The organism is Rhodoferax sp. LS1P39, from assembly GCF_056521425.1.
In genome coordinates this window covers 38,203-63,969 of record NZ_JBWMAV010000011.1, presented here as the reverse complement: position 1 = coordinate 63,969, position 25,767 = coordinate 38,203, and the positions used below count along the sequence as shown (strand labels likewise).

Below are 25,767 nucleotides of genomic sequence, written 5' to 3'. Positions count from 1 at the left end.
TTGAAGCAATTGCGTCCATACCCGTCCAAAACGCGTAAAACCACACGGCCCGCCGCTAAACTCCGCACATGAAACTGCACAAATTGCTTGCGTTGGCCCTGGGGTGTGCCGTGTCCTGGGGGGCTGCCGCACAGTGGCAATGGATCGACAAAGACGGCCGCAAAGTGTTCAGCGACCGGGGCCCGCCGCCCGATATTCCAGCCAAAAATATTTGGCGCCAGCCCGGCGGTACGGCCAAAGCCGCACCAGTGGCCGTCGCCGCCGTGCCCGCTGCAGCGGCTTCGGCAGCTTCTGCGCCCAAAATCAGCGGCGTGGACAAGGCTTTGGAAGAGAAGAAAAAGCAGGCCGAAGCCGCCGAAGCCGCCCAGCGCAAGGCCGAAGTAGACAAAAGCGCCGCCGCCCAGGCCGAAAACTGCACCCGGGCCAAGCAGTCCAAGGCCAATTTCGACTCAGGGGTGCGCATTGCCCGCACCAATGACAAGGGCGAGCGTGAAATCCTGGACGATGCCGCCCGTGCCGCCGAATTGAAGCGCCTGCAGGACGTGATCAGCGCCGACTGCAAGTAACTTCAGTACCCGGCCTTCGCCCCGACCCGCTTCTTGGTGAACAGGCCCGCGCGGCCTGCGCCCTGGCGGGTGAAACGGGTGCGGCGGGCGACTTTGGGGTCTACGGTGAGCGGGTGGTACAGCTCCAGCCGGTCGCCCTCTGCCAGCGGCTGGGTAGGTGCTGCCAATGTGCCCCAAACCCCGGTGTCCAGGCCCGGCAGATCCACACCGGCAAACGCGGGCAAGGCGCTGCAGGCACGCAAGGCATCGGCCACACACGCGCCCACCGGCAGATCCAGCGGCACTTCGACCACATTGCCAGGTGCCACGGCACAGACCACGGTGATGTGTAACGCCGTATCAGCCATAAACCTGCTCGGCGCGCTTCACAAAGGCATCGACCAGGCTGCCCGCAATGCGGTCGAACACCGGGCCCACCAGGGCCGACAGGGCGATGTTGTCAAAACCGTAGTTGAGCTGCAGATCGACCCGGCAGGCACGCTGGCTGCCGTCGCCCACGGGGGTGAAGTTCCAGGTGCCGTCCAGGTTGGAAAACGGGCCCTTGATCAGCCGCATGCCCACTTGCCGCCCGGCCACGTGGGTGTTCTGGGTGACAAACTTCTGGTGGATGCCGCCAAACGCAATACCCACTTCGGCCGTCATGCCATCGGCATCCTCCGACAGCACGGCGGCCTGGTCGCACCAGGGTAAAAACTGCGGATACAACGCGACCTGGGTGACCAGGGCGAACATTTCTTCGGCGCTGTACCAGATGAGGACGGACTTGTGGACGTTTTTCATAGAATGGAGGGCTGCGCGGGATTGTAGAACCTGCTCCCGCCCTCCTCCTTCATAGCATTCAATGGCCAAAAAACCCGATCCTACCGCCCGCATTGCCGACAACAAAAAGGCCGCTTTCAATTACTTCTTCGAGGAGCGCATCGAGTGCGGCCTGGTGCTGGAGGGCTGGGAGGTCAAGTCGCTGCGCGAAGGCAAGGTGCAGCTCACCGACGGCTACGTGGTGGTGCGCGCGGGCGAGCTGTTCCTGATTGGCTGCCAGATCCACCCGCTGAATTCGGCCTCTACGCACATCAGCCCCGACAAGGTGCGCACCAAGAAACTGCTGCTGCACAAGGAGCAGATCAAGAAAATGATCGTCAAGGTGGAGCAAAAAGGCTACACCCTGGTGCCGCTGAACCTGCACTGGAAAGCGGGCAAGATCAAGTGCGAAATCGCCCTGGCCAAGGGCAAGGCCGAGCACGATAAGCGCGACACCATCAAGGACCGCGAAGGCAAACGCGAAGTCGAACGCGCCATGAAGTCGCGCAGCCGCTAATATTGGCACTCCATGCGCCGCCTCGTCCTCATCCTCATGCTCGTCCTGCTGCCCTTGCGCGGCTGGGTGGGCGAGGCCATGGCGATGGACATGATGGCCACACAGGCAGGCGCTACACAAACAGTAGCTGCTCACGCCCACGGAATAAGCGCTGAGGCCACTTTTGATGCAGAAACGCAGGCGGATTGCCATGCGGCCGCAGACGCTGAACCCTCCGACTCCACCACCAGCACCCACTGCGGCACCTGCCCGCTGTGCCAGATGTGCAACAGCGTGGCCGCCCCCGCACCGTTCCTAGCCCTCCCCACTCCCTGGCTGCCCCACGCGCAGCCCACCACCGGCCCCGCCCGATTCGCCAGCGTACCCGCTGCGTTTGCGCTGAAACCACCGATTTCCTGAACACCCTAGCCGTAGTCCGTCCGCAATTTGCCTGAACCGGCAGCGTTGCGGGCGCAGCTTGTGTCGTTCAGGAGATTATTTTGAGAACTTTATTTTTAAGCACCAGTGCGCTGCTGTGCGCCGCTGCGTGGGCACAAGGCCCCGCCGATCCAACTGTGCCCGTGCCCGCCGTAGCCTACCGCTCGGTGTTTATCGACACCCCCACCGGGGTGGAAACCCAAACGCTGGACTGGAAGCGCGCCCATGCCGACGTGGCCCAGTTCCCTCGCGGCCATGCCGATGTGCTCAAGTGGGAGCGAGCCCAGCCTGCCCAAAATCCCCAGGTTGCCAAATGAGCCGCCGCTTGAAAGCCACCGGCACGGCCCTGGCCCTGCTGGTCTTGACCGGCTGCGCCACGCTCTCGCCCGACGGCGACCTGGGCGCGGTGCAGCAGCTCACCCAAGGCAAAACCGGCGGTGTCAGGCCGCAGCTAAAACCCGATCCGCAAGCCGTTGCCGACCTGCTGGCCCAGCCGCTCAGCGCCGAGGCTGCCGTGCGCATCGCCCTGCTGAACAGCCCGCAACTGCAGGCAACGCTTGCGACGCTGGGCATCAGCGACGCAGACCGGGTGCAAATGGGCCGCCTGCCCAACCCGCACTTCGCCATCGGCCGCTTCACCGAGGGCGACACCCGCGAGATAGAGCGCATGCTCAGCTTCAACGTGCTCGGGCTGCTGGCCCTGCCCTGGCGCGCCCAGTGGCAAGGCCAGCAGCACGAAACGGCCAAGTTGCAGGCCGCGCAAGACGTGGTGCGGCTGGCCGCAGACACCCGCAAAGCCTGGATCACCGCCGTGTCCGCCCAGCAAAGCGCCCAGTACCTGCGCGAGGTGAAAGAAGCCGCCGAAGCCGGTGCCGAGCTGGCCCGCCGCATGGCCCGCGTGGGCAACTGGAGCCGCCTGGAGCAGGCCCGCGAACAGCTGCTGCTGGCCGAAGCCACTGCGCAACTGGCCCGCGCCCAGCAAACCGCTTTCAGCAGCCGCGAAAAGCTCATCCGCTTGATGGGACTGTGGGGCGCGCAGACCAGCTTTACCTTGCCAGACCGCCTGCCCGACCTGCCCAAGGCAGCTACCGAGATCACCGACATCGAAGCCCGGGCCCTGCGCGAGCGGCTGGACGTGCGCGCCGCCGTGGCACGCACCGGGTATATCGCCCGGCAGGAAGGCTTTGACAAGGTGGTGGGCTATTTCGACGGCCTGGCCCTCAGCTACAGCCGCAACACCACGTTCGACAACGCCCACGGCGGCAAAGACACCCAGCGCGGCTGGGAGCTGGAGCTGCCCCTGCCGCTGTTCGACTGGGGTGGTGCCCGCCATGCCCGGTCCAAGGCGGTCTATCTGCAATCCACGGCCCAGGTGCGTGCCGTGGCCATCCAGGCCCGATCGGAGGCGCGCGAGGCCAGCTTTGCCTACCGCACCGCTTTCAACCTGGCCGTGCACTACCGCGACGAGATCGTGCCGCTGCGCAAGTTCATCGTTGAAGAGCAGGTGCTGCGCTACAACGGCATGCTGGCCAGCGTGTGGGATCTATTGGCCGAGACCCGCCAGCAAAGCCTGGCCGTGAACAGCGCCATCGAAGCCCAGCGCGACTTCTGGCTGGCCGAGGCGGATGTACAGACCGCCCTGACCGGCACCTCGCCTGGCGCGCTGGCATCCCTCTCATCTGGCGCAAGCCCCGAACCCACCCAAGGACATTGACATGGACCGCAGAACATTCTTCGGAGGCGCTGTGCTGGCTGCCAGCGTCAGCAAAGTCGCCCTGGCCGCCCTGCCCGAGCCGGTGATCGCCACCACCGCCGCCACCGCCCCGCCGCTTACCCCGCCCAATGGCCGCCCGTACAACCCGGTGGTCACGCTCAACGGCTGGACCTGCCCCTGGCGCATGAACGCCGGGGTGAAAGAGTTCCACCTGGTGGCCGAGCCAGTGGTGCGCGAAATCGCCCCCGGCATGCAGGCCACGCTGTGGGGTTACAACGGCCAGTCGCCCGGCCCCACCATCGAGGTGGTGGAAGGCGACCGCGTGCGCATCTTCGTCACCAACCGCCTGCCCGAGCACACGACCATCCACTGGCACGGCCAGCGCCTGCCCAACGGCATGGACGGCGTGGGCGGCCTCACCCAGCCGCAGATCCCGGTAGGCAAAACCTTTGTGTATGAATTTGTGGCGCGCCGCCCCGGCACTTTCATGTACCACCCGCACGCCGACGAAATGGTGCAAATGGCCATGGGCATGATGGGCTTTTGGGTGACCCATCCCAAAACCAAAACACCGCACATCGCCGAAGTCCAGCGCGATTTCTGCTTTTTGCTCAACGCCTACGACATCAGCCCCGGCAGCACCACGCCCCGGCCCAACACCATGCTGGACCAGAACCTGTGGACCTGGAACAGCCGGGCCTTCCCCGGCATTGACACGCTCAACGTGCGCCAGGGCGACCAGGTGCGCATCCGCGTGGGCAACCTGACGATGACCAACCACCCCATCCACCTGCACGGCCATGAATTTGTGGTTACCGGCACCGATGGCGGCCCGGTGCCGCCCAGCGCCCGCTGGCCCGAGGTGACCACCGACATCGCCGTGGGCCAGATGCGGCAGATCGAATTTCTGGCCGACGAGCCCGGCGACTGGGCGCTGCACTGCCACAAAAGCCACCACACCATGAACCCCATGGGCCACGGCGTGCCCAACATGATCGGCGTGGACCACCGGGGCCTGGTGCAAAAAATCCAGAAACTGGTGCCCGACTACATGCTGATGGGCGAGCGCGGCATGGCCGACATGGGCGAGATGCAAATGCCCCTGCCCGACCACACCCTGCCCATGATGACCGGCACCGGCCCCTATGGCCCCATCGAGATGGGCGGCATGTTCACCACGCTCAAAGTGCGCAAAGACCAAAAGCCGGGCGACTACAGCGACCCCGGTGCCTACCGGCAGCCGCCGGGCACGCGGGCGTTTGAATGGACTGGTGACTTGGCCGAACCTGCGCGCCCGGCAGCCGTTGCACCTACCGATGCGGTGCAGGTACGCAAGCCCGGTGCGGGCGCGCACAGTGGGCATTGAGGCCTGAACACTATTGATTTGATAGCTGCTCTCGCCCATCGAATAAGCGCTAGAGCCCGATTTTCCTTAAATTAACCGAAAGAATTCCATGACAAACCGCAGAAACGCACTCACGGCCCTTGCACTCTTGGCCGCAGGCCCAGCGCTGGCCGGGCCCGGCCACACCACAGCCCACGGCCCGGTGAAAAAAGAGCAAACCGACTGGGGCATTGCAGGCGATGCCAAAGCGGCCAGGCGCACGGTGCAGATCAGCATGCTCGACAGCATGCGCTTCAGCCCCGACACCATCACCGCCAAGCTGGGGGAAACCATCCGCTTCACCATGAAGAACCCCGGCGCGCTGGGCCACGAGCTGGTGATTGGCACCCAGGCCGCACTAGACGAGCACGCCGCGCTGATGGTGAAGTTCCCCGGCATGGAACACGACGCGCCCTACATGGCCCATGTGGGCGCGGGCCACAAAGGCAGCATCGTCTGGACCTTCAACCGCCCCGGCAGCTTCGCCTTTGCCTGCCTGATCCCCGGGCACTACCAGGCCGGCATGGTCGGCAAGATCACCGTCACCGCCTAACCAACAGGAGCCACCATGAAAATCAGTACCGCCATTCTTGTTGCCAGCTTTTTCAGCACCACCTCTTTCGCTCAGCCCTTGCTGCCCTGGGCCGACGGCGAAGTCCGCAAAGTCGATCTGCAAGCCCAAAAAATCACCCTGCGCCACGGCGAGATCAAGAACCTGGACATGCCGCCCATGAGCATGGTGTTCCAGGTGAAAAGCCCGGCCCTGCTGGAGGGCGTGAAAGCGGGCGACAAGGTGAAATTCACCGCCGAGCAGATCGGGAGCGCGCTGGTCGTTACCGACCTGCAGCCTGCGCCAGCGTCTCAATGATCGGGCACGGCAGCTCTTTGCCCGTGTGTTCGCAGCTGTCGATCAGATGCGACAACGCCTGCTGCATGCGCTGCAGGTCGGCCAGCCGGGTGCGGATCTCGTCCAGCCGCTGGCCCGCGATCTGGCGGATGGCGCGGCGGTCCAGGCCGTCTTCCAGCGACAGCAGCTCGGCCACCTCGTCCAGCGAAAAGCCCAGCTCCTGCGCCCGCTTGATGAAGCGGATGCGCTGGCCCAGCGCCACCGGGTAATAGCGGTAGGCCCCACGCGACTCGGGCACCGGCAACAGACCGCGCTGCTGGTAGTAGCGGATGGTTTCCACCCCGACCCCGGCGGCTTGGGCCAGCTTGCCGATGGTCAGGGTGGCGGTGGGGACGGAATCCATAAAAACCTTTCAAAACCGCTTGACTCTGGGGTTGACTACGGAGTTTATGCTCAGGCCATAGAGTTTGCAAAGGAGCCTCCATGAAAGACCCGGTCTGCGGCATGACAGTGACCGAAAAGTCTGTCCACGCCCATACCCATTCGGGTCATAGCTACTATTTTTGTAGTGCAGGCTGCAAAACCAAGTTTGTAGCCAACCCGCTGAAGTACCTCGCTCCGCCAGAGCCTAGCCCGGCACCCGCAGTGGCCGGGGCCATCTACACCTGCCCCATGCACCCCGAGGTGCGGCAAGACCACCCTGGCAGTTGCCCGCACTGCGGCATGGCGTTGGAGCCGGAAATGCCCAGCCTGGACGAGGCCGAAAACCCCGAGCTGGTGGACTTTCGCCGCCGCTTCTGGTGGACCCTGCCGCTGAGCGTGGTGGTGATGGTGCTGGCCATGCTGGGGCACCGCCTGCAGTGGTTTGACATGCAGGTGCAAAGCTGGATCGAGCTGGCCCTGAGCCTGCCGGTGGTGCTGTGGGCGGGTGCGCCGTTCTTTGTGCGCGGCTGGCAATCTCTGCGCAACCGCAGCCCGAATATGTGGACGCTGATCAGCCTGGGCACGGGCGCGGCCTTTGTCTACAGCCTGGTGGCCACGCTGGCACCGCAGGTGTTTCCGGCATCGTTCATGTCCATGGGCCGGGTGGCGGTGTACTTTGAGGCAGCGGCAACGATTATTTCGCTCACCCTGCTGGGCCAGTTGCTAGAGCTCAAAGCCCGTTCGCAAACCTCGGCGGCCATCAAGTCGCTGCTCGGCCTGGTGCCCAAAACCGCCCGCCGCATCGCCAAAGACGGCAGCGAAGCCGACATCCCGCTCACCCACGTGCACATCGGCGACCGCCTGCGGGTGCGCCCTGGCGAAAAAGTACCGGTGGACGGTGTGGTGCTGGACGGCAGCAGCGCGGTGGACGAGTCCATGCTGACCGGCGAACCCATGCCCGTCACCAAGCGCAGCGGCGACAAGCTGATTGGTGCCACGCTCAACACCACGGGGGCCCTGACCATGCAGGCCGAGCGGGTGGGCTCCGGCACCATGCTGTCGCAAATCGTGCAAATGGTGGTGCAGGCCCAGCGCTCCAAAGCGCCGATGCAGCGCATGGCCGACTCGGTGGCGGGCTATTTTGTGGGTGCGGTGGTGGCCATCGCCGTGCTGACCCTGATCGCCTGGGGCGTTTTCGGCCCCGCGCCCAGCTGGAGCTACGGGCTGATCAACGCGGTGGCCGTGCTCATCATCGCCTGCCCGTGTGCGCTGGGCCTGGCCACGCCCATGTCCATCATGGTGGCCACCGGGCGCGGTGCCACCCAGGGCGTGCTATTCCGCGATGCGGCGGCCATCGAAAACTTTCGCCAGATCGACACCCTGGTCGTTGATAAAACTGGCACGCTGACCGAGGGCAAGCCGGTGTTCCACAGCGCCCTGCCTCTGCCGGGCTTCGATGCCGATGGTTTGCTGCGCCTTGCCGCCAGCCTGGACCAGGGCAGCGAGCACCCGCTGGCCGATGCCATCGTCCGCGCCGCCCGCGACCGTGGCCTGGCCCTGGCGCCGGTAGTGGGATTCACATCGGCCAGCGGCATCGGCGTGCAGGGCCAGGTGGAGGGTCACGCCCTGGCGCTGGGCAACACCGTGCTGATGGAGCAATTGGGCTTGGCAGTCGCCACGCTCAATGTGCCGGCCGAAGCCTTGCGCCGTGGCGGTGCCAGCGTCATCTACCTGGCGGTGGATGGCCAACTGGCCGGGCTGCTGGCCGTGGCCGACCCCATCAAGGCCAGCACCGCCGAAGCGCTTGCGGCCCTGACCGCAGCGGGCATCCGCATCGTGATGGCCACGGGCGACGGTGTGGGTACCGCGCAGGCCGTAGCCCAGCAGTTGGGCATCACCGAGGTGTACGGCGAAGTTAAACCCGCTGACAAACTGGCCCTGGTGTTGCGGCTGCAAAAAGAGGGCCGCAAGGTCGCGATGGCGGGCGACGGCATCAACGATGCCCCGGCGCTGGCCCAGGCCGATGTAGGTATTGCCATGGGCACCGGCACCGACGTGGCGATGAACAGCGCCCAGGTCACCCTGGTCAAAGGCGATTTGCGTGGGATCGCCACCGCGCGGGCCTTGTCCAACGCCACCATGGCCAATATGCGGCAGAACCTGGGTTTTGCCTTTGTCTATAACGCGCTGGGCGTGCCACTGGCCGCGGGCGTGCTGTTCCCCTGGACCGGCTGGCTGTTGTCGCCCATGGTGGCGGCCCTGGCCATGAGCCTGAGCTCGGCCTCGGTCATCACCAACGCCCTGCGCCTGCGCCACGCGAAAATAAATACACACTGATAGGCTATGAAAACCATGACTACTTTTGAAATCACCGGCATGACCTGCGGCGGCTGCGTCAAGCGCGTACAGGCCAAACTGGAAGCCGTCGCCCCCGGCGTGCAAGTACAACTCAAGCCGCCCCAGGCCACGCTACCCGGCCCCATGGATGTGGCCACCCTGCAAGCCGCGCTGGCGGGCAGCCACTACAGCGTGGTGGCACCTGCCGTGGTGGAACCGCCCATTGCCGTCGCCCCCAGCTGGTTCGCCACCTACCGCCCGCTGTTGCTGATCCTGGCCTACATCCTGGGGGCCAGCCTGCTGCTGCAAGGCGCGCAGGTCAGCGCCATGGGCACCATGCATTACTTCATGGCCGGGTTCTTTCTGGTGTTTTCGTTCTTCAAGCTGCTGGACGTGGCCGCGTTCGCCGATGCCTATGCGGGCTACGACCTGCTGGCCCGGCGCTGGCGGCCCTGGGGGTTTATCTACCCGTTTGTGGAACTGGCGCTGGGCGTGGCCTATCTGGCCCACTTCCAGCCGGTGCTGACTAACGTGGTGACGCTGGTGGTGATGGGCTTCTCGGCGATCGGCGTGATCGGCGCGGTGCTGGACAAGCGCAGCATCCGCTGTGCCTGCCTGGGCACGGTGTTCCAGCTGCCCATGTCCACCGTCACCATCATCGAAGACGTGGGCATGGTGGCCATGGCGGCGATGGCGTTGGCGATGTAGTGTGGTGTTGCGTGCTTGATGGAACAAATAAAACCGATGGATTTTTGGCCAGGATTAGGCGCAAACCACAGCCATAGCACCGCTATGGCGCGGATTTGCAACAACATCATGGTCGAAAAGACGCGGTTTTATGTTCCAGATAGCGCGCAACACCACACTAATTACCAGGTGCCTTTGGGCTTGCGGGCCCGCACGGCGGCGGAGACCATCTCCACCGTGGCCGGGCGGTTGGCGATCTGGGCGAAGTCGATGGCGGTCAGGCTTTTCTGGTTCTTCAGCAGCGGGTCGGCGCCTTCGTCCAGCAGCAGCTTGACGGCCTCGTCCGTGCCGTACTGCGCGGCCATCATCAGCGGTGTGCTGCCATTGGGCGAGGCCGCGTCGATGTAGGCATGGTTTTCCAGCAGCAGGCGCATCACGTCCAGGTGGCCGTGGGTGGCGGCGTAGTGCAGCGGGGTCCAGCCGGTCTTGTTGACATCCGCGCCCTTTGCGATCAGCTGGGTGCACAGCGCCAAACGGCCCTGCAGGGCAGCCAGCATCAGCGGGCTTTCGTCCTGGGCAGTGCGGGTCTCGGCTTTGATTTTGGGCCAGGCCAGCAACGCGTTGGCCGCTTGGAGGTTCTCACCCTTGAGCGCCAGGTACAGGCCCGAACGGCCCTGCGCATCGGTGGTGTTGCCGTCGAAGCCGCGCTGCAGCAGCGACTGGATCTCGCCGCCATTGTCGCGCTGCACAGCTGTAAAGAAGTCGTCGAACGAACCAGCCTGTGCGAAACTAAAGCCTATTAAAACAACAAGGTATACGACTTTCTTAAAGTGCTTTATCACGATAAAACTCCGCGAAACAGGCGATCGAAATTGGCGCTGGTGGTGTGCGCCACCTCTTCCACCGACAGCTTCTTGATGTCCGCCACCTGCTGGGCCACGTAGGGCACGTAAGCGGGCGTATTGGTTTTGCCGCGGAACGGCATGGGTGCGAGGTAGGGGCTGTCGGTCTCGATCAGCAGGCGGTCCATGGGCACAAAGGCGGCCACGTCGCGGATGTCCTGGGCGGTCTTGAAGGTCAGAATGCCCGAGAAGGAAATGTAAAACCCCAGGTCCAGCGCGGCGCGGGCCACGGCCTGGGTTTCGGTGAAGCAGTGGAACACGCCGCCCGCGCTGCCCTTTGACCCATCCTCGCCCTCCTCGCGCAGGATGGCGATGGTGTCGTCGGAGGCGCTGCGGGTGTGGATCACCAGCGGCTTGTCCACCTGGCGGGCGGCGCGGATGTGGGTGCGAAAGCGCGCGCGCTGCCACTCCATGTCGGCCACGCTGCGTTCGCCCAGGCGGTAGTAGTCCAGCCCGGTCTCACCAATGCCCACCACGCGGGGCAAGGCCGAGCGTTGCAGCAAATCGTCCAGTGTGGGCTCTAACACGTCGTCGTTGTCGGGGTGCACGCCCACCGTGGCCCAGAAGTTGTCATAGCCGGTGGCCAGGGCGTGCACATCGGCAAACTCTTCGAGCGTGGTGCAGATGCACAGGGCGCGGGTGACCTGGGCCTCGGCCATGGCGGTGCGGATGGCGGGCAGGTTGGCTACCAGGTTCGGGTAGCTGAGATGGCAGTGGGAGTCGGTAAACATGGCGGCGCGCGAAAGCGCGAAGAGAACTAGATGGTTTGCGTGGGGCGGTCGGATGCCAGGTGGGGCCCGAGGATCTCTTCAATCTTGATCTTCAGCACGCGGGCTTTTTCCTCTTTGGGAAACTGGATGCCCACGCCCTGGGTGCGGTTGCCTGCAGCGCGCGCGGGCGTGACCCAGGCCACGCGCCCGGCGATGGGGTAGCGCTGCGGGTCGTCCGGCAGGGACAGCAGCACATACACATCGTCGCCCAGCTGGTAGTCGCGGGAGGTGGCAATGAACAGGCCGCCCTCGGTGAACATCGGGATGTAGGCCGCGTGCAGCGCGCCTTTTTCCTTGATGGCCAGTTGGATGACGCTGGGGCGGGGCGAGGAATGGTTGCTGCTCATGGCCGTGAGTTTAGGACGTTTTGGGCCCGGCCCACCAGCGATTCCAGCAGCAGCCCTGCATTAAACGGGTGCTCGACCACCCGGGCGGTGGCGTTCAGGTCTTTGGACCACTGGGTGAGCGCAGAAACCGGCGGCGCGGCGGGTAGATCGCTGGCCGCAAAAAACCGCGGCGCGGCCCCCACGCGGGCCAGCAGCAGGTCGTGGCAGAGCTTTTGCAACGCGTCCACTACCTGGGCCGGAGCCCAGTCGGCAAACACGGTCAGCACGCCCTGCCCCACGGCACGCGGAATGGCCGACCAGCTGTGCGCGGTGCGCCCGGCGCGGGCCCATTGCAGGGCATCTTCCGGGCGGCTTCCAGCGGCGGCCAGCAGCACCGGGGCATCGGCAGCGGGCACGCCCTGGGCCTGCAGCCAGGCGGTGGATACATCTTTTTCAGGCCAGACCATGTTGTGGCCCATGCAGCGGCTGCGGATGGTGGGCAGCAATTGGTGGGCCGCCCCGGTGGCCAGCACAAACTTCACGTCGCCCGGCGGCTCTTCCAGGGTTTTGAGCAGGGCGTTGGCCGTAATGTGGTTCATGCGCTCGGCCGGGTACACCAGCACCGCCTTGCCCCGGCCCCGGCCGCTGGTGCGCTGCGAGAACTCGACCGCATCGCGCATGGCATCCACGCGGATTTCCTTGCTGGCCTTGCGCTTTTTGTCGTCGATGTCGGACTGGGCCTTTTCGCTCAGCGGCCAGCCAAGCTCGACCATCATGGCCTCGGGCATCAGCAGGCACAGGTCGGCGTGGGCGTGCACCTCAATGGCATGGCAACTGGCGCACTGGCCGCAGGCACCCTGGGCGGTGGGGGCATCGCACAGCCAGGCGCGCACCAGCTCCATCGCCAGCGTGTACTGGCCCAGGCCGCTGGGGCCTTGCAGCAGCCAGGCGTGGCCGCGCTGGGCCAGCAGGCTGTCGCGCTGCTGCGCCACCCAGGGGGGTAAAAGGGGATTGCTCATGCCACCTCCATCCAGCCGCGCTGGACCAACACGGCATGGATTTGCTGCCACACCGCGTCGCGCTCTACGTCGGCAGCAATGCGTGCAAACCGGGCCGGGGCCTGGGCGGCGCGCTGGGCGTAGCCGTCGGCCACGCGGGCGAAAAAGGCGGCGGGTTGGGATTCAAACCGGTCGGGTACGCGGGCACCGGCCAGGCGCTCGGCGGCCACGGTGGGCGGCAGGTCAAACCACAGTGTCAGATCCGGGTTACGAATGAAATTGGCACCTAGCGCCGGTACTGATTGCACAAGCAGCTCTAAATAAGATAGCACACCCAGATCGAAGCCCCGGCCACCGCCCTGGTAGGCAAAGGTGGCATCGGTGAAGCGGTCGCAGACCAGCACCTCGCCGCGCGCCAGGGCGGGCTCGATCACGTGCTGCAGGTGGTCGCGCCGGGCGGCGAAGACCAGCAAGGCTTCGGTCAGCGGGTCCATGGCATCGCCCAGCACCAGGGTGCGCAGCTTTTCGGCCAGCGGCGTGCCGCCGGGCTCGCGGGTCAGCGTCACCACCCTGCCCTGCGCTTCAAAGGCGGCGGCCACGGCGGCAATGTGGCTGGACTTGCCCGCGCCGTCTATGCCTTCAAAGCTGATAAAGATGCCGGGTGGGTTCATTTGTTGCGCTGAAATTTGTTGACGGCGTTGTTGTGCTCGTCGAGGCTGCTGCTGAACTGGCTGGTGCCATCGCCACGCGCCACAAAGTACAGGGCGGTGGTGCTGGCGGGCTGCACCGCGGCCAGCAGCGACTGCGTACCGGGCATGGCAATCGGCGTGGGCGGCAGGCCCCGGCGCAGGTAGGTGTTGTAGGGCGTGTCGGCTTGCAGGTCGCGGCGGCGCAGGTTGCCGTCAAACGCCGCACCCAGGCCGTAGATCACCGTGGGGTCGGTCTGCAGCGGCATGCCGATGCGCAGCCGGTTGTTGAACACGCCCGCCACCAGGGTGCGGTCGCCCGACTGGCCGGTTTCTTTCTCGATGATGCTGGCCAGGATCAGCGCCTGTTCGGGGGTTTTGGCTTCGCTGCTGGGCTGGCGCAGCGCCCAGGCGGCGGCCAGTTTTTTGTCCATGGCGTGCATGGCACGCTTGAGCACCGCAAAGTCGCTGCTGCCCTTGGAGTAGGTATAGGTGTCGGGGAAGAAGCGGCCCTCGGGATGCACACCCGGACGGCCCAGCGCGGCCATGATGGAATCATTGCCCAGCGCTTGGCTGTCGGGCTTGAGCTGCTCTGCTTTGGATAGCGCGGCGCGCACCTGGGTGAAGTTCCAGCCCTCCACCAGCGTGACCGAGCGCAGTGCCTCGTCGCCGCGCACCAGCTTGCCCAGCAGGCTGATGGGCGTGGTGCCGGTGGTGATTTCATAGCTGCCCGCCTTGATCTGGCGGGCATCGCCCGACGCGCGGAACCAGGCATACAGCAGCACTGGCGAGGTCTGCACACCCGCTGCCACCGCCGCCTGCGCCACGCCGCGCGCACCGGTGCCGGGCTCAATCGACAAATCCAGCGACGGCGCGGCCAGGGCCAGCGGCTGGTGTAACCACCACCATGCTGCGCCGCCGCCCACACCCGCTACCAAGAGCAAAACCAAGATCAGACGACGCACAGCCTTACAAGCCTTATTGATAACAAGGGGCGATGATAATTCACCCCATGACCCATCTACCCACCGGCTCCGCCCCCCTCACCCACCTGGGTGTCATCCGCGCCGAAGGTGCCGATGCAGCCAAATTTCTGCACGGCCAGCTCACGCAAGACTTCGCGCTGCTGGGCCAGAGCGAAGCCCGCCTGGCCGCGTTTTGCAACGCCAAGGGCCGCATGCAGGCCAGCTTCATCGGCTTCAAACGCAGCGCCACCGAGATTTTGCTCATCTGCCACCGCGACCTGCTGGCCGCTACGCTCAAACGCCTGAGCATGTTTGTGATGCGCGCCCAGGCCAAGTTGACGGATGCGACGGCGGACTTCGACCTTTACGGTGTGGTCGGCGGCCCGACCCAGCCCACCTGGACCACCGCCACCTTGGACGGCACCACCACCGTCGCCCTCTACCCCGCCGACGGCCAGCCGCGCGCGATGGTCATCACCCCCACCGGCAGCCCCGCGCCCGCAGGCCCGGCGCTGGGCCTGGACCTGTGGCTATGGAGCGAGGTGCGCAGCGGCATCGCTACCGTGTCCACCCCGATTTTTGAGGCTCTGGTGCCGCAGATGCTGAACTACGAGTCGGTCGGCGGTGTGAACTTCAAAAAAGGCTGCTACCCCGGCCAGGAGATCGTGGCCCGCAGCCAGTTCCGCGGCACCCTGAAGCGCCGCGCCGCCATCGTGCATGCGGACGTGGCGATGGCGGCGGGGCAAGAGGTGTTTCACAGCGCCGATGCCGAGCAGCCGTGTGGCATCGTGGTGCAGGCCGTAGCAACCCCCGAAGGCGGGTGGGACGCGATTGTGTCGCTGCAACTTGCGGCGATGCAGGAAGGGACTTTGACAGTGGATGGAGCGGCTTTGACCCTGCTGCCCCTGCCGTACGAGCTACTGGCGGATATCTAAAAACATCTCGATGTGCGGAATCCCCACTTCCGCATACACCTCGCCCCGCGGCGTGAAGCCCAGCCGCTCGTAGAAGCCCTGGGCGCTGGTCTGGGCGTGCAGGCACACCTCCACGTCACCACGCTCCCGCGCGGCCTGCACCAGGGCCTCCAGCACCTGCTGGCCCAGGCCACTGCCGCGCAATCTGGCGAGCACTGCCATGCGCCCGATTCGCCCAACGCCCGGTGCGTGCACCAGCAGCCGCCCGGTGGCTACTGGCTCCCCTTGGGCATCGCAGATGACCGCATGCACAGCAGTCTGGTCGGCCATGTCCCATTCCAGCTCGGCGGGGATGTTTTGCTCGTGTACGAACACGGCAGTGCGGACTTGGGAGGCCTGGGCTCCGAGCTGGCTCCAGGTGCCGAGCCTGGTGGGGTCAGATCCCAATTGCGCGCTCCTTCACTGCCGTAGCAGAGCCGCCATAACCCGCATTTGGGCTCTGACCCCTCCTGGCGGTTCTGCGTGACGGACGGTGCGGGTTTGCACGGTCTTTGGTGCCTGACCGCTTGTTAACTTCAACCCGCCAATAGGGGTCAGAACCCCAATGCGGGTGATGGTCTGACCCCCATTGGCTAACGCCCATGGGGGAAGCCGTAACTCCGATAGTGAAAGTAGTCATAAATCAAATGCCTTACGAAGAGCCTGCGCAGCAGCCTGGTGCGCCAATTTGGCCTCCGGTACCGCCCGCCCCATTTTGATGAATTCGTGGGTCACGCCACGGTAAATCTCCAGATCCACCGGCACCTCGGCCAGGCGCAGTTTGTCGGCGTAGAGCACGCCCTCGTCCACCAACGGATCGCATTCGGCCAGGCCGAACCAGGCGGGGGCCACGCCGTCTACGTCGGGGGCATTCAGCGGGGCGAAGCGCCAATCGGTGTAATTGGCAGCGTGTGGCAGGTAGTGGCTGAAGAAGAAGTGGATTTGCGCCTGGTCCAGCAAGAAACCGCTGCCAAAGCGGCTGTGCGAGGGCGTATCGGCATGGGCTGCGCAGCCGGGGTAGAACAGTAGTTGCAGGGCCAGCGGCAGCTGCGCGTCGCGGGCCTGGATGGCGCACACGGCAGCCAGCGTGCCGCCTGCACTGTCGCCGCCCACAGCCACGGCGGTGCAGTCGGGCTGGGTGGCCAGCCAGGCCAGCGCGTCCCAGGCGTCTTCCACCGCCGTGGGAAAGCGGTGCTCGGGGGACATGCGGTAGCCCAGCGACACCACGGCGCAGCCGCTCAGGCGGCTGAGTTCGCGGCACAGGATGTCGTGGGTGTTGACGCTGCCGATCATGAAGCCGCCACCGTGAAAAAAAAGCAAGGTGGGCAAGGGCTCGAAGGATGGGGCATAGCGCCGGGCCGGTATGGCAAAGCCGTCGCGCGCTGCAATCGTGAAATCGTCTACCCGCGCCAGGGCGGCCTTGGGCACTTCCAGCAGGGCCGCGCCGATTTCATAGGCATCGCGGGCCTGCTGGGGCGTGAGCAGGTGCATGGGCGTGCGGCGCGCGCGGGCCATGCGGTGCAGGACACCGGCCATGGCGGGGGTAAGAGGGGCTGTGTGCATTGGGTGTAATCCTAACGGCCCGGTGTCACGGTTTTGCCACCAAAACCTAGTTCACTACAGGTTTTATTGAAGGCCCCACCCATGCCCACCCAGGAGCGACCGCAAAGCCGGGGCGAAGAAATCGCCAACACCTTGAGCCACGCGGTCGCGCTGCTGGCGGCGCTGGTGGGTGCGCCGTTTCTGGTGCTGGCAGCGGGCCCGCACTGGCTGGGGGCCAGCGTGTTTGCGGCGACCCTGCTGCTGCTGTATGTGTCGTCCACGCTGTACCACGCGCTGCCCGCGGGGCGGGCCAAGCAGCGCTGGCTGCAGGTGGACTACGGAGCGATTTATTTTTTCATCGCGGGCAGTTACACGCCATTTGCCCTGGGGGCGAGGCTGGGTGCCTGGGGCTGGACGCTGTTTGCGCTGGTCTGGTTGGTGGCCATCGCGGGCACTGTACTGAAGGTGCGAGGCCGTTTGTCGCACCCCTGGGTGTCCACGGGGCTGTACCTGGCGATGGGCTGGCTGGTGCTGGTGGCCGCCGTGCCACTGGTGGAGCAGCTCTCGCCCTCGGGACGGGCGTGGCTGCTGGCGGGGGGCATGGCCTACACGGCAGGCGTGGTGTTTTTTGCGCTGGATGGGCGCTGGCGGTATGCGCATGCGGTGTGGCATGGCTTTGTGGTGCTGGGCAGCGCCTGCCATGCGGGTGCGGTAATGTCACATTTCTGAAATCAAACCGTCATGCTGGATGGGCCTGGGTGGGGTTCAATACGGGTATTCCCACATCCATCCCCAGGACCGCCCCATGAACGCCATCAAAGAAGCCCAGAAATTCATCGCCAAGCACCCCGAATCCGAGGCCGCCCGCACGCTGGCCCAACTGGTGCTGACGCTGGAATCCAACGAGCCGTTTCCCCTGGAGAAGCTGTACGCGCTGGACCTGGACCGCTTTGACCTGGCGCTGGACATCCTGAAGGAATGGCGGCTGGACCGCTACATCGCGGGCAAGTCCAAGCTGTACGACCTGTCGCTGCAAATCCAGGAACAAGGCCCGCAAGACCGCACCTCGCACTTCGGCGAACTGAACTGAGGTTTCTACAGCGGCTGCACCAGCCCCATGTCGGGCCGCTGCAGCCACTGGGCAAATTCATCGGCCATTTGCTGGCTGGCAGCGATGGCACCGGTCCAGGCCTTGGCGCGGCTGGGCAGGTCCAGGCCGTAGTGGCTGAAGTCGGCGCGGTCCGGAATCTTGCCGTTGGGCAGGGTCTTTACCCAGTCGGGGTTCGGGGCCAGCACCAGCATGTTGTCCAGGAAGCTGGACGACTTGTGCCGCCAGGTCAGGCGTTTGTCCAGCCAGCCGGGCACCACGGCTTTTTGGAAGTGCGGGTACAGCACAAGCCCGGCGGTAGACACATTTTTTATACCATTTAGGCCATCCGTGCTTATTCCATCAGCGTGAGCAGCTATTTTTTGCATAGCAATCCTGGGCCGCAGGTATTGCAGGTGCAGGTGGTAGTCGGTCAGGCCACCGTCCCAGTAGGCACCGGGCGGCGCGCCGGGGATGTCGTGCACCGCGCGCAGCACAAACGGTATCGAGCAACTGGCCAGCAGCGCGGGCACAAAGTTCTGCGGCGTCAGGTCGAACTGGCGTGTCGGGTAGTCGCGGCTGCGAAACGGCAGGCGCGCGTGCTGGCTGGAGAACACCACCCGCTCCAGCCAGGCCCCCATGGTTTTGCGGCGCAGCGCATTGGCTACATAGGCCCCCGCAAAGCCCAGCGGCGTGCGCAAGCCCTGGTCGCGCGCCAGCAGATGCCGCCCGCGCGAGGTGATGATGTGCAGCTTGTAGCAGGGGTGCTGCAATACCTCGGCTTCGCGCCCTGCGTAAAACGCCTGCAGGTTGCCGCCAAACACCCGGCTGATGGTGTCGGGCGTGGGCATTTTGCGGCCCGGTGGCAGGTCGTAGTGCTGAAAAATGTATTCCTGCTCCAGCCGGTCAAAGCCCTGCAGCGGGTCTTTCAGGCAGGCGGTGGACATGCGCCAGGCACCGATGGACGCGCCCACCAGATGGATGGTGTGGCCGCTGGCACGCAGCCAGTCGCCAAACAGAAAGCGGTCCAGCCGCCCTAGCACCAGGCCCTTGGGTCCGCCCGCTGCTGCCGGGATCACCCGCACATCGCGGGGTTGCAGGCCATGCTGTTGCAGATGTTTGAAGGCCGTAGGGCCGGCGTACAGGCTCAGAGCCCTCAAACAAAGGCCCCCAGGTCCGTCTTGGCCGACCAGTCGATCGGGTCCTGCTGCAACACCATGTCGATGTCCAGGCCCAGCGCCAGGCCCACCTCGCCAGGGTAGCTGCCCGCCAACGCGCTCTCGTCATAGTCCACCTCTTTGGCGCGGGCGCGCCAGGCGGCCAGGTGCACCACGCCCGCCAGGGGCTCGTACACGCCGTCGTCAAACGGGAAGATTTGCGACTGCAGGGCATCGACGATGCGGTCGGGAAACTGCCATTTGCGGGCGAACCCCGCGCCCACGTCGGCGTAGCAAAAGCCCAGGCGCTTGGTTTCCATGCGGGCGCGGCGCAGGTCCAGCGGCAGCACCTGCTGGTTCAGCACGGCCATCTCCTGGGGCATGCCCATGTGCATCACCAATTCGCCCACGGCGTGCACCAGGCCTGCGGTGAAGGCGGTGGCCGGGTTGTGCCGCACCGCGCCTGCTAAAGCGCGCGAGAGCTTGGCCACGTTCAGGCTGTAGCGCCAGAACTGCTGCAGATTCACCCCCGGCACCGCCCGAAAGCTCAGGCCCAGCGCTGCGGCCTGGGCCAGGCTGCGCAGGTGCTCGATGCCCAAAATCGCCAGCGCCTCGGGGATGCTGCTGACTTTGCGCGACAGGTTGAACATGGCCGAGTTGGCCAGCGTCAGCAGCCGGGTGGTCAGGGCCGGGTCGGTGCCGATCAACTGGCCGAGTTTGCGCAGGTCCGGCTCGGGACGCGCCAGCTCGCTGAGCAGCAACGCCACCGCCTTGGGGATGCTGGGCAGGGCCGCTTCGGATGCGAGCAGGTCTTTTAACTCCATGGGTGCGGGTTCCTGGCGTGGGGAATGGTGCATGGTAAAGCAGAAAACCGCCCCCACCCCGACCCTCCCCCGGTGGGGGAGGGAGAAAATGCGTTAGCGGCCACCCTGCAGTTTGGCAAAAGCCGAAGCCATGGCCGACTGGGCGGGCGGGCCGTCATTGCGGCGGGGCTGCTGCTGGCCGCGCGCGACACCTTCAAAGCGGTTGTCACGCGGCCCATCGCGGCGAGCCGGGGCTTCGCCCAGCTTCATGCTCAGGGCGATGCGCTTGCGGGCCACGTCCACCTCGACCACGCGCACCTTGACGATGTCGCCGGTCTTGACGACTTCGCGGGCATCGGTAGTGAACTTGTGGCTGAGCTGGCTCACGTGGACCAGGCCGTCCTGGTGCACGCCCAGGTCGACAAACGCGCCAAACGCGGCCACGTTGCTCACCGTGCCCTCCAGAACCATGCCCTCGACCAGGTCCTTGATGTCTTCCACGCCGTCGTTGAAGCGGGCCACCTTGAAGTCGGGGCGCGGGTCGCGGCCGGGCTTTTCCAGCTCGGCGATGATGTCCTTGACGGTGATCACGCCAAATTTTTCATTGGCAAACAGCTCGGGGCGCAGGGTTTTGAGCATGTCGGCGCGGCCCATCAGCTCGGTCACCGGCTTGGCCGTGACCTTGATGATGTCTTGCACCAGCGGATAGGTTTCGGGGTGCACGCCGGTCATGTCCAGCGGGTTGTCGCCGCCGCGGATACGCAAGAAGCCCGCGCTCTGCTCGAAGGTCTTGGCGCCCAGGCCGCTCACCTCCATGAGCTGCTTGCGGTTTTTGAACGCGCCATTGGCCTCGCGCCAGCGCACCACCGCCTTGGCCACCGTGGCCGACAGGCCCGACACCCGCGTCAGCAAGGGCACGCTGGCGGTATTCAGGTCCACACCCACCGAGTTGACGCAGTCTTCCACCACCGCCTCCAGGCTGCGGGCCAGGTCGTTCTGGCTCACGTCGTGCTGGTATTGGCCCACGCCGATGGACTTGGGGTCGATCTTCACCAGCTCGGCCAGCGGGTCCTGCAGGCGGCGGGCGATGCTGGCGGCACCACGCAGGCTCACGTCCACGTCGGGCATTTCTTGGGAAGCGAATTCGCTGGCGGAGTACACCGACGCGCCCGCCTCGCTGACCACCACGCGCTGCATGGCGGTCTTGGGCGCGCCGCTGGGGTCCACATGCTTTTCCAGCAGCTTCATCAAATCAGCGGCCAGTTTGTCGGTTTCGCGGCTGGCCGTGCCGTTGCCGATGGCGATCAGGTTCACGCCGTGCTTGATGCACAGCTTGGCCAGGGTGTGCAGCGAGCCCTCCCAGTCCTTGCGCGGCTCGTGGGGGAAGACGGTGGCGGTTTCCACCAGCTTGCCCGTCGTATCGACCACGGCCACCTTCACGCCGGTGCGGATGCCTGGGTCCAACCCCAGCACCACGCGCGGCCCGGCGGGTGCGGCCAGCAGCAGGTCGCGCAGGTTATCGGCGAAGACCTTGATAGCCACCTTTTCCGCGTCTTCGCGCAGCTTAGCGAACAAATCCCGCTCGGTGGACAGGCTGAGCTTGACGCGCCAGGTCCAGGCCACGCATTTGCGGATCAGGTCGTCGGCGGGACGATTTTGGTGGCTCCAGCCCAGGTGGATGGCGATACGGCCCTCGGCCAATGAAGGCTTGCCCGGCTCGGGTTCGACCGGCAGCACCAGCTTGGCATCCAGAAACTCCAGCGCCCGCCCCCGGAACACGGCCAGCGCGCGGTGCGAGGGGATGCGGCCCATGGGCTCGTCGTAGTCGAAGTAGTCGCGGAACTTGGCGATGTCGGGGTGGTTTTCGTCCTTGCCTGCGGCCAGTTTGCTGCGCAGCAGGCCTTCATTCCACAGCCAGCCGCGCAGGTTCTGGATGAGGGCGGCATCTTCGGCCCAGCGCTCGCTGAGGATGTCGCGCACGCCGTCCAGCACGGCCTGCACGGTGGTGAAGTCATCGCCGTTCTCCCCTTTTTCGGCCTTCACAAACGGCTGGGCGGCCTCGGCGGGCACCAGCAGCGGGTTGGCAAACAGCTGGTCGGCCAGCGGCTCTATGCCGGACTCGCGGGCGATCTGGCCCTTGGTGCGGCGCTTGGTTTTGAACGGCAGGTACAGGTCTTCCAGCTCCTGCTTGGTGCTGGCCGTGAACAAGGCAGCGCGCAGCGCGTCGGTCATCTTGCCCTGCTCCTCGATGCTTTTCACAATCGCTTCGCGGCGGTCTTCGAGCTCGCGCAGGTAGCCCAGGCGGGTTTCCAGCTCGCGCAGCTGGATGTCGTCCAGCCCGCCGGTGACTTCCTTGCGGTAGCGGGCGATAAACGGCACGGTGGCCCCGCCGTCGAGCAGCTCCACGGCGGCGCGGACTTGCTCCTCGCGGGCTTTGATTTCGAGGCTGAGCTGGCGGATGATTTTCTGCATGAACGGGGTGCTATTGGGTCAACAAGGGCGAGAGTTTGCCACAGCCGTTTAGAGGCCAAATTTAGGCATGAAATTGGCCTCCAGCGCTTATTTCATAAGCGTGACAAGCTACTTATTCAATAGCATTTGCCGCAGTTTGCTTTGCAACGGGGTGTGCGCCACCCCGCCCATCGCCACCCGCGCCTGGCTGCGCGCCGTGGCATCCGCCAGGTCGATCTCTTGCACCACCTGCCCGGCGTCGAACACAAAAGCCACGTCGGCCAGGGCCAGCACGTCGTCCACGTCATGGGTGATCATCAAAGCCGGAATGCCCCACTGGCGGCGCACTTGGGCCAACTCTTCGCGCAGGCTCTGGCGCAATGCCGGGTGCAAGGCCGCAAACGGCTCGTCCAGCAACAGCACCTGGGGCTGGCAGGCCAGGGCCCGGGCCAAGGCCACCCGCTGCTGCTGCCCGCCCGACAGCGTGGCCGGGCGGCTGTGGGCCAGGGCGGACAGGCCAAAGCTGTCTAAAAGGGTCTGGATGTGGGCTTGCTCGGGGGCCGACAGGCTGCGTTTGTGCCAGCTTTTCAAGCCGAAGGCGATGTTCTCTTGCACCGACAAATGCGGAAACAGCGCGTAGTTTTGCGGCAGGTAGCCCACGCGGCGCTCGGGCGTGGGGATGTTGATGCTCTGCGCTGCGTCGAACAGCGTACGCCCGTCCAGCCGGATATGGCCGCTTGTGGGCCGCAGCAGCCCGGCCATGGCCTGCAAGGTCAGGGTTTTGCCCGCGCCCGACGGGCCGTACAGCGCGGCAAACGGCACGTCGCTGGCGAAGCGCACCGCCAGGTCGAAGCGCCTGCGGCCATCGGAGACGCTGAGTTGGATGTCTACATCGATCAAGGTTTGCCGAAGCCGTATTTGTTGAGAACCTGCTGGGCCGCTTCGGTGGACAGGAAGTTGACGAAGTTCTGCGCCACAGCCTTCTGCGGGCTGTCGCTGACCACGGCAATCGGGTACGACACGGGCGTGTGGCCGGGCGGGGTCAGAACGATCTTCACCTTGTCGCCAAACAGCATCGCGTCGGTGCGGTAGACAAATCCGGCCTCCACCTCGCCACGTGACACGTAATCCAGCACCTGGCGCACGTTGTCGGCCTGTACGAATTTGGGCTCCAGTACCGTCCACAGGTTGGCATTGGTGAGGGTTTGCTGGGTGTAGCGGCCTGCGGGCACAGTGGCGGGCTTGCCGATGGCGATTTTGCGCACGGCAGGCCCGGTCAGGTCTTGCAAGGTTTTGAGGCCGGGGCCGTCTTTGCCCGGCTCTACCAGCACCAGGCTGTTGGTGGCGAAGTTTTTGCGGCTCTCAGGACGGACCAGCTTTTGCACTGCCGCGCGGTCCATGGTGTCCTGGTCGGCACTGGCGAACACGTCCACCGGCGCACCCTGGCTGATTTGCTGCAGCAGCACGCCGGACGCGGCAAAGTTGAAGCGCACCGTGGCACCGGGCTGGCTGGCCTCGAACCTGGGGCCGAGTTCCTTGAACGCATCGGTGAGGCTGGCGGCGGTGGATACGGTGATTTGCTGGGCGGATACCGCCAACGGCAAAAACAGGAAAAGACTGGTCAGGCGCATGGGAATTTAACGGAGTGAAAAAAAGCGGTTCGACAGCACCAGCACGGTGATCGACAGCAGCGAGGTGATGGCCACCAGCAGCAGGGCCAGGTCGTCCTGCCCGGCCTGCACGGAGTCGTAAATCGCCATGGACAGGGTTTGGGTCTGCTGCGGAATTGAGCCCGCCACCATCAGCGACGCGCCAAATTCGCCCATGGCGCGGGCAAAGGCCAGCAGCGTGCCCGCCAAAATGCCGGGCCAGGCGAGAGGCAGGGTGACGCGCAAAAACACCGACAACGGGCTTTGGCGCAATGTGCTGGCCGCGGCTTCGAGTGAGCGGTCTACCCCGGCAAACGCCGCGCTGGCCGACTTGAGCACCAGCGGCAAGGCCACGATGCTGGAGGCGACCACCGCGCCGTGCCAGCTGAAAATGATGGTGTAGTCCAGGTGCGTGCGCAGCCAGCCGCCCAGCGGGCTGCGCCTGCCTGCCGCCACCAGAATCGCGTAGCCGATCACCGTGGGCGGCAGCACCAGCGGCAGCATGCACACCGCCTCCAGCACGCCGCTGCCAGGGAACTGTTTGCGGGCGAAGACCCAGCCCAGCGCAATGCCCGCGATGGTGGCCAACAGCGTCGCCACTGCCGCCACTTTGAGTGACAGGATCAGCGGAAACCAGTCCATGGTGGCGAGAAGCGCAGGCATGGCCCGCATTGTATCGGGCCGGATATAGCGCTAAGGTGCCAGCAGTTCCTGCAGTGCCGCAATATCCGCCGCCGCAGCGTTGCGGGCGGCCTCCTCCACCGCGCGGTAATGCTGCACCAGCTTCTCGCCCAGCGGCGACAGCGCCGTGCCCCCGCCCTGCACGCCCCCGGCGACCGTGGTCACGGCGGGTGCAACGAGGGCCTTGTTCATCTCGTCTACCAGCACCCAGGCGCGCCGGTACGACATGCCGAGCTGGCGGGCCGCCGCCGAGATGGAGCCGGTCTGCGCAATGGCTTCCAGCAGATCGACCTTGCCCGGCCCGATGGCAATGCTGGCATCGCGGTAGATGCGCAGGCGGAACTGGGTTTTGCGGGTGGTCACAGCGGCTTCACGAATAAACCGATGGTCAGGCACACGCCGATCGCCACGATGGCGATGCGCAGGTATTTTTCGTTCACCCGGTGCAGCGCCCAGGAGCCGATGAGCCCGCCGACGATGGCGCCCGCGCCCAGCACCAGGGCGGGCTGCCACTGCACCTGCGGCGAGGTGATGAACAAGGCCACGGCAGAGGCGTTCATCACCCCGGCCAGCACGTTCTTGGTGGCCCCGGCGTTGCGGGTGGGCAGCCCGGCCATGGTCAGCGCCGCCATCATCAAGAAGCCGATGCCACCGCCGAAGTAGCCGCCGTAGATGGCGATGAAAAACTGCGCCACCGCCGCGCCCGCCGGGCCGATGCGCACTGCGGCCTCCCCCGGCTTGCGGAAAAAGCTGCCCCAGGCAAACACCACCGTAGCAAACAGCACCAGCCAGGGCACCAGCCGGGTGAAGATGTCCGACGGCGTGTGCAGCAACAGCAGGCCGCCCACCGCCCCACCCAGCACGCTGACCACCAGCAGCGCCCAAAACGGCAACGCGCCTGCACCGGTGACCAACTTGCGCCCCGCAAAGCCGGAGGTGAGCTGGCCTGGAAACAGCGCCACGGTCGAGGTAATGTTGGCCGCCAGCGGCGACATGCCGGTCAACATCAGCGCGGGCAAGGTGACGAAGGAGCCGCCCCCGGCCAGAGAGTTCTGCAAACCCGCCCACAGCCCCGCCACCAGAATCAATGCAAGCACGTGGGCTTTC

The 25,767-nt window shown here is 65.5% G+C and carries 32 protein-coding genes; 13 read left to right on the top strand and 19 right to left on the bottom strand.

Translation table 11 applies throughout. From position 1 onward, the window contains the following. Positions 1 to 68: 68 nt before the first annotated feature. On the top strand, positions 69 to 566 hold the full coding sequence (locus AC097O_RS16995; RefSeq protein ID WP_479594087.1) for a DUF4124 domain-containing protein: 498 nt from the start codon (positions 69 to 71) through the stop codon (positions 564 to 566). Between the two features lie 2 nt (positions 567 to 568). Here AC097O_RS16995 and AC097O_RS16990 read toward each other — a convergent pair whose 3' ends face one another. Further along, on the bottom strand, positions 569 to 913 hold the full coding sequence (locus AC097O_RS16990; protein ID WP_479594086.1) for an RnfH family protein: 345 nt from the start codon (positions 911 to 913) through the stop codon (positions 569 to 571). Continuing rightward, positions 906 to 1,346, bottom strand: a complete 441-nt coding sequence (locus tag AC097O_RS16985) for a type II toxin-antitoxin system RatA family toxin (protein WP_479594085.1) — start codon at positions 1,344 to 1,346, stop codon at positions 906 to 908. Before AC097O_RS16985 ends, AC097O_RS16990 begins: the two co-directional genes overlap by 8 nt. A 61-nt stretch (positions 1,347 to 1,407) precedes the next feature. Here AC097O_RS16985 and smpB point away from each other — a divergent pair, with 61 nt between their 5' ends. The 7 genes from smpB (at position 1,408) to AC097O_RS16950 (ending at position 6,264) form a co-directional block, all read left to right on the top strand. Continuing rightward, entirely contained in the window at positions 1,408 to 1,881 is a 474-nt protein-coding gene (smpB, locus tag AC097O_RS16980) for an SsrA-binding protein SmpB (protein WP_315184498.1), read from the top strand. Between the two features lie 12 nt (positions 1,882 to 1,893). Further along, on the top strand, positions 1,894 to 2,280 hold the full coding sequence (locus AC097O_RS16975; RefSeq protein ID WP_479594084.1) for a hypothetical protein: 387 nt from the start codon (positions 1,894 to 1,896) through the stop codon (positions 2,278 to 2,280). Positions 2,281 to 2,360: 80 nt separating this feature from the next. Next, positions 2,361 to 2,615, top strand: coding sequence for a hypothetical protein (locus AC097O_RS16970; RefSeq protein ID WP_479594083.1), 255 nt, complete (start codon positions 2,361 to 2,363; stop codon positions 2,613 to 2,615). Further along, a complete protein-coding gene (locus AC097O_RS16965) occupies positions 2,612 to 4,012 on the top strand; it encodes a TolC family protein (protein ID WP_479594082.1) in 1,401 nt (466 codons plus the stop codon). Before AC097O_RS16970 ends, AC097O_RS16965 begins: the two co-directional genes overlap by 4 nt. A gap of 1 nt (position 4,013) precedes the next feature. Continuing rightward, on the top strand, positions 4,014 to 5,378 hold the full coding sequence (locus tag AC097O_RS16960) for a multicopper oxidase family protein (protein WP_479594081.1): 1,365 nt from the start codon (positions 4,014 to 4,016) through the stop codon (positions 5,376 to 5,378). Between the two features lie 88 nt (positions 5,379 to 5,466). Next, positions 5,467 to 5,949 (top strand): cupredoxin domain-containing protein, encoded by a 483-nt coding sequence (locus AC097O_RS16955; protein ID WP_479594080.1) that lies wholly within the window; start codon positions 5,467 to 5,469, stop codon positions 5,947 to 5,949. A gap of 15 nt (positions 5,950 to 5,964) precedes the next feature. After that, positions 5,965 to 6,264, top strand: a complete 300-nt coding sequence (locus AC097O_RS16950; protein ID WP_479594079.1) for a copper-binding protein — start codon at positions 5,965 to 5,967, stop codon at positions 6,262 to 6,264. Here AC097O_RS16950 and AC097O_RS16945 read toward each other — a convergent pair. Beyond that, complete coding sequence (locus tag AC097O_RS16945) at positions 6,230 to 6,646, bottom strand: MerR family transcriptional regulator (protein WP_479594078.1); 417 nt, start codon at positions 6,644 to 6,646, stop codon at positions 6,230 to 6,232. The genes AC097O_RS16950 and AC097O_RS16945 overlap by 35 nt on opposite strands. A gap of 80 nt (positions 6,647 to 6,726) precedes the next feature. On the opposite strand from AC097O_RS16945, the gene AC097O_RS16940 reads away from it, so the two are divergent. Then, complete coding sequence (locus tag AC097O_RS16940; RefSeq protein WP_479594077.1) at positions 6,727 to 9,003, top strand: heavy metal translocating P-type ATPase; 2,277 nt, start codon at positions 6,727 to 6,729, stop codon at positions 9,001 to 9,003. A gap of 15 nt (positions 9,004 to 9,018) precedes the next feature. Then, on the top strand, positions 9,019 to 9,711 hold the full coding sequence (locus AC097O_RS16935) for a heavy-metal-associated domain-containing protein (RefSeq protein WP_479594076.1): 693 nt from the start codon (positions 9,019 to 9,021) through the stop codon (positions 9,709 to 9,711). A gap of 161 nt (positions 9,712 to 9,872) precedes the next feature. Here the strand turns inward: AC097O_RS16935 and AC097O_RS16930 are convergent, their stop codons facing one another. The 6 genes from AC097O_RS16930 to mltG form a co-directional block, all read right to left on the bottom strand. Continuing rightward, the gene (locus AC097O_RS16930) at positions 9,873 to 10,439 is read right to left on the bottom strand and encodes an ankyrin repeat domain-containing protein (RefSeq protein WP_479594075.1); all 567 of its coding nucleotides are present in this window, start codon (positions 10,437 to 10,439) and stop codon (positions 9,873 to 9,875) included. A gap of 89 nt (positions 10,440 to 10,528) precedes the next feature. Beyond that, positions 10,529 to 11,323, bottom strand: a complete 795-nt coding sequence (locus AC097O_RS16925; protein WP_479594074.1) for a TatD family hydrolase — start codon at positions 11,321 to 11,323, stop codon at positions 10,529 to 10,531. 26 nt (positions 11,324 to 11,349) lie between these two features. Further along, positions 11,350 to 11,709 carry a PilZ domain-containing protein gene (locus AC097O_RS16920; protein ID WP_315184470.1) on the bottom strand — a complete coding sequence of 120 codons (360 nt, stop codon included), beginning with the start codon at positions 11,707 to 11,709 and terminating at the stop codon, positions 11,350 to 11,352. After that, positions 11,706 to 12,707: a DNA polymerase III subunit delta' gene (locus tag AC097O_RS16915; RefSeq protein WP_479594073.1), complete on the bottom strand. Its 1,002-nt coding sequence runs from the start codon at positions 12,705 to 12,707 to the stop codon at positions 11,706 to 11,708. Before AC097O_RS16915 ends, AC097O_RS16920 begins: the two co-directional genes overlap by 4 nt. Then, positions 12,704 to 13,357, bottom strand: coding sequence for a dTMP kinase (gene tmk / locus AC097O_RS16910; protein WP_479594072.1), 654 nt, complete (start codon positions 13,355 to 13,357; stop codon positions 12,704 to 12,706). The genes AC097O_RS16915 and tmk overlap by 4 nt, the downstream gene beginning before the upstream one ends. Further along, the gene (mltG, locus tag AC097O_RS16905; protein ID WP_479594071.1) at positions 13,354 to 14,337 is read right to left on the bottom strand and encodes an endolytic transglycosylase MltG; all 984 of its coding nucleotides are present in this window, start codon (positions 14,335 to 14,337) and stop codon (positions 13,354 to 13,356) included. The genes tmk and mltG overlap by 4 nt, the downstream gene beginning before the upstream one ends. A gap of 47 nt (positions 14,338 to 14,384) precedes the next feature. Here mltG and ygfZ point away from each other — a divergent pair, with 47 nt between their 5' ends. Then, on the top strand, positions 14,385 to 15,272 hold the full coding sequence (gene ygfZ / locus AC097O_RS16900) for a CAF17-like 4Fe-4S cluster assembly/insertion protein YgfZ (RefSeq protein ID WP_479594070.1): 888 nt from the start codon (positions 14,385 to 14,387) through the stop codon (positions 15,270 to 15,272). On the opposite strand, the gene AC097O_RS16895 is transcribed toward ygfZ, so the two are convergent. Beyond that, complete coding sequence (locus tag AC097O_RS16895; protein ID WP_479594069.1) at positions 15,255 to 15,698, bottom strand: GNAT family N-acetyltransferase; 444 nt, start codon at positions 15,696 to 15,698, stop codon at positions 15,255 to 15,257. The genes ygfZ and AC097O_RS16895 overlap by 18 nt on opposite strands. Before the next feature lie 228 nt (positions 15,699 to 15,926). Next, positions 15,927 to 16,853: an alpha/beta hydrolase gene (locus AC097O_RS16890; protein ID WP_479594068.1), complete on the bottom strand. Its 927-nt coding sequence runs from the start codon at positions 16,851 to 16,853 to the stop codon at positions 15,927 to 15,929. Positions 16,854 to 16,934: 81 nt separating this feature from the next. Here AC097O_RS16890 and trhA point away from each other — a divergent pair, with 81 nt between their 5' ends. Then, a complete protein-coding gene (trhA, locus tag AC097O_RS16885; RefSeq protein ID WP_479594067.1) occupies positions 16,935 to 17,561 on the top strand; it encodes a PAQR family membrane homeostasis protein TrhA in 627 nt (208 codons plus the stop codon). A 76-nt stretch (positions 17,562 to 17,637) separates the two neighbouring features. After that, the gene (locus AC097O_RS16880; protein WP_315184450.1) at positions 17,638 to 17,922 is read left to right on the top strand and encodes a hypothetical protein; all 285 of its coding nucleotides are present in this window, start codon (positions 17,638 to 17,640) and stop codon (positions 17,920 to 17,922) included. Between the two features lie 5 nt (positions 17,923 to 17,927). Here the strand turns inward: AC097O_RS16880 and AC097O_RS16875 are convergent, their stop codons facing one another. The 8 genes from AC097O_RS16875 to AC097O_RS16840 form a co-directional block, all read right to left on the bottom strand. After that, positions 17,928 to 19,079, bottom strand: coding sequence for a patatin-like phospholipase family protein (locus AC097O_RS16875; protein ID WP_479594066.1), 1,152 nt, complete (start codon positions 19,077 to 19,079; stop codon positions 17,928 to 17,930). Further along, entirely contained in the window at positions 19,076 to 19,900 is an 825-nt protein-coding gene (locus tag AC097O_RS16870; protein WP_479594065.1) for an HDOD domain-containing protein, read from the bottom strand. Before AC097O_RS16870 ends, AC097O_RS16875 begins: the two co-directional genes overlap by 4 nt. Positions 19,901 to 19,993: 93 nt before the next feature. Continuing rightward, entirely contained in the window at positions 19,994 to 22,351 is a 2,358-nt protein-coding gene (locus AC097O_RS16865; protein WP_479594064.1) for a Tex family protein, read from the bottom strand. 108 nt (positions 22,352 to 22,459) lie between these two features. Continuing rightward, positions 22,460 to 23,230: an ABC transporter ATP-binding protein gene (locus AC097O_RS16860; RefSeq protein ID WP_479594063.1), complete on the bottom strand. Its 771-nt coding sequence runs from the start codon at positions 23,228 to 23,230 to the stop codon at positions 22,460 to 22,462. Next, the gene (gene modA, locus AC097O_RS16855) at positions 23,227 to 23,961 is read right to left on the bottom strand and encodes a molybdate ABC transporter substrate-binding protein (RefSeq protein ID WP_479594062.1); all 735 of its coding nucleotides are present in this window, start codon (positions 23,959 to 23,961) and stop codon (positions 23,227 to 23,229) included. Before modA ends, AC097O_RS16860 begins: the two co-directional genes overlap by 4 nt. 6 nt (positions 23,962 to 23,967) lie before the next feature. Next, entirely contained in the window at positions 23,968 to 24,642 is a 675-nt protein-coding gene (modB, locus tag AC097O_RS16850) for a molybdate ABC transporter permease subunit (RefSeq protein WP_479594061.1), read from the bottom strand. 30 nt (positions 24,643 to 24,672) lie between these two features. Continuing rightward, the gene (locus AC097O_RS16845; protein ID WP_479594060.1) at positions 24,673 to 25,023 is read right to left on the bottom strand and encodes a winged helix-turn-helix domain-containing protein; all 351 of its coding nucleotides are present in this window, start codon (positions 25,021 to 25,023) and stop codon (positions 24,673 to 24,675) included. After that, entirely contained in the window at positions 25,020 to 25,757 is a 738-nt protein-coding gene (locus tag AC097O_RS16840; RefSeq protein ID WP_479594059.1) for a sulfite exporter TauE/SafE family protein, read from the bottom strand. Before AC097O_RS16840 ends, AC097O_RS16845 begins: the two co-directional genes overlap by 4 nt. Positions 25,758 to 25,767 lie beyond the last annotated feature (10 nt).

Coding starts and splice junctions, on each gene's coding strand:
- AC097O_RS16995 (WP_479594087.1), top strand. CDS start 69: ATGAAACTGCACAAATTGCTTGCGTTGGCCCTGGGGTGTGCCGTGTCC.
- AC097O_RS16990 (WP_479594086.1), bottom strand. CDS start 913: ATGGCTGATACGGCGTTACACATCACCGTGGTCTGTGCCGTGGCACCT.
- AC097O_RS16985 (WP_479594085.1), bottom strand. CDS start 1,346: ATGAAAAACGTCCACAAGTCCGTCCTCATCTGGTACAGCGCCGAAGAA.
- smpB (WP_315184498.1), top strand. CDS start 1,408: ATGGCCAAAAAACCCGATCCTACCGCCCGCATTGCCGACAACAAAAAG.
- AC097O_RS16975 (WP_479594084.1), top strand. CDS start 1,894: ATGCGCCGCCTCGTCCTCATCCTCATGCTCGTCCTGCTGCCCTTGCGC.
- AC097O_RS16965 (WP_479594082.1), top strand. CDS start 2,612: ATGAGCCGCCGCTTGAAAGCCACCGGCACGGCCCTGGCCCTGCTGGTC.
- AC097O_RS16960 (WP_479594081.1), top strand. CDS start 4,014: ATGGACCGCAGAACATTCTTCGGAGGCGCTGTGCTGGCTGCCAGCGTC.
- AC097O_RS16955 (WP_479594080.1), top strand. CDS start 5,467: ATGACAAACCGCAGAAACGCACTCACGGCCCTTGCACTCTTGGCCGCA.
- AC097O_RS16950 (WP_479594079.1), top strand. CDS start 5,965: ATGAAAATCAGTACCGCCATTCTTGTTGCCAGCTTTTTCAGCACCACC.
- AC097O_RS16945 (WP_479594078.1), bottom strand. CDS start 6,646: ATGGATTCCGTCCCCACCGCCACCCTGACCATCGGCAAGCTGGCCCAA.
- AC097O_RS16940 (WP_479594077.1), top strand. CDS start 6,727: ATGAAAGACCCGGTCTGCGGCATGACAGTGACCGAAAAGTCTGTCCAC.
- AC097O_RS16935 (WP_479594076.1), top strand. CDS start 9,019: ATGACTACTTTTGAAATCACCGGCATGACCTGCGGCGGCTGCGTCAAG.
- AC097O_RS16925 (WP_479594074.1), bottom strand. CDS start 11,323: ATGTTTACCGACTCCCACTGCCATCTCAGCTACCCGAACCTGGTAGCC.
- AC097O_RS16920 (WP_315184470.1), bottom strand. CDS start 11,709: ATGAGCAGCAACCATTCCTCGCCCCGCCCCAGCGTCATCCAACTGGCC.
- AC097O_RS16915 (WP_479594073.1), bottom strand. CDS start 12,707: ATGAGCAATCCCCTTTTACCCCCCTGGGTGGCGCAGCAGCGCGACAGC.
- tmk (WP_479594072.1), bottom strand. CDS start 13,357: ATGAACCCACCCGGCATCTTTATCAGCTTTGAAGGCATAGACGGCGCG.
- ygfZ (WP_479594070.1), top strand. CDS start 14,385: ATGACCCATCTACCCACCGGCTCCGCCCCCCTCACCCACCTGGGTGTC.
- AC097O_RS16890 (WP_479594068.1), bottom strand. CDS start 16,853: ATGCACACAGCCCCTCTTACCCCCGCCATGGCCGGTGTCCTGCACCGC.
- trhA (WP_479594067.1), top strand. CDS start 16,935: ATGCCCACCCAGGAGCGACCGCAAAGCCGGGGCGAAGAAATCGCCAAC.
- AC097O_RS16880 (WP_315184450.1), top strand. CDS start 17,638: ATGAACGCCATCAAAGAAGCCCAGAAATTCATCGCCAAGCACCCCGAA.
- AC097O_RS16870 (WP_479594065.1), bottom strand. CDS start 19,900: ATGGAGTTAAAAGACCTGCTCGCATCCGAAGCGGCCCTGCCCAGCATC.
- AC097O_RS16865 (WP_479594064.1), bottom strand. CDS start 22,351: ATGCAGAAAATCATCCGCCAGCTCAGCCTCGAAATCAAAGCCCGCGAG.
- modA (WP_479594062.1), bottom strand. CDS start 23,961: ATGCGCCTGACCAGTCTTTTCCTGTTTTTGCCGTTGGCGGTATCCGCC.
- modB (WP_479594061.1), bottom strand. CDS start 24,642: ATGCCTGCGCTTCTCGCCACCATGGACTGGTTTCCGCTGATCCTGTCA.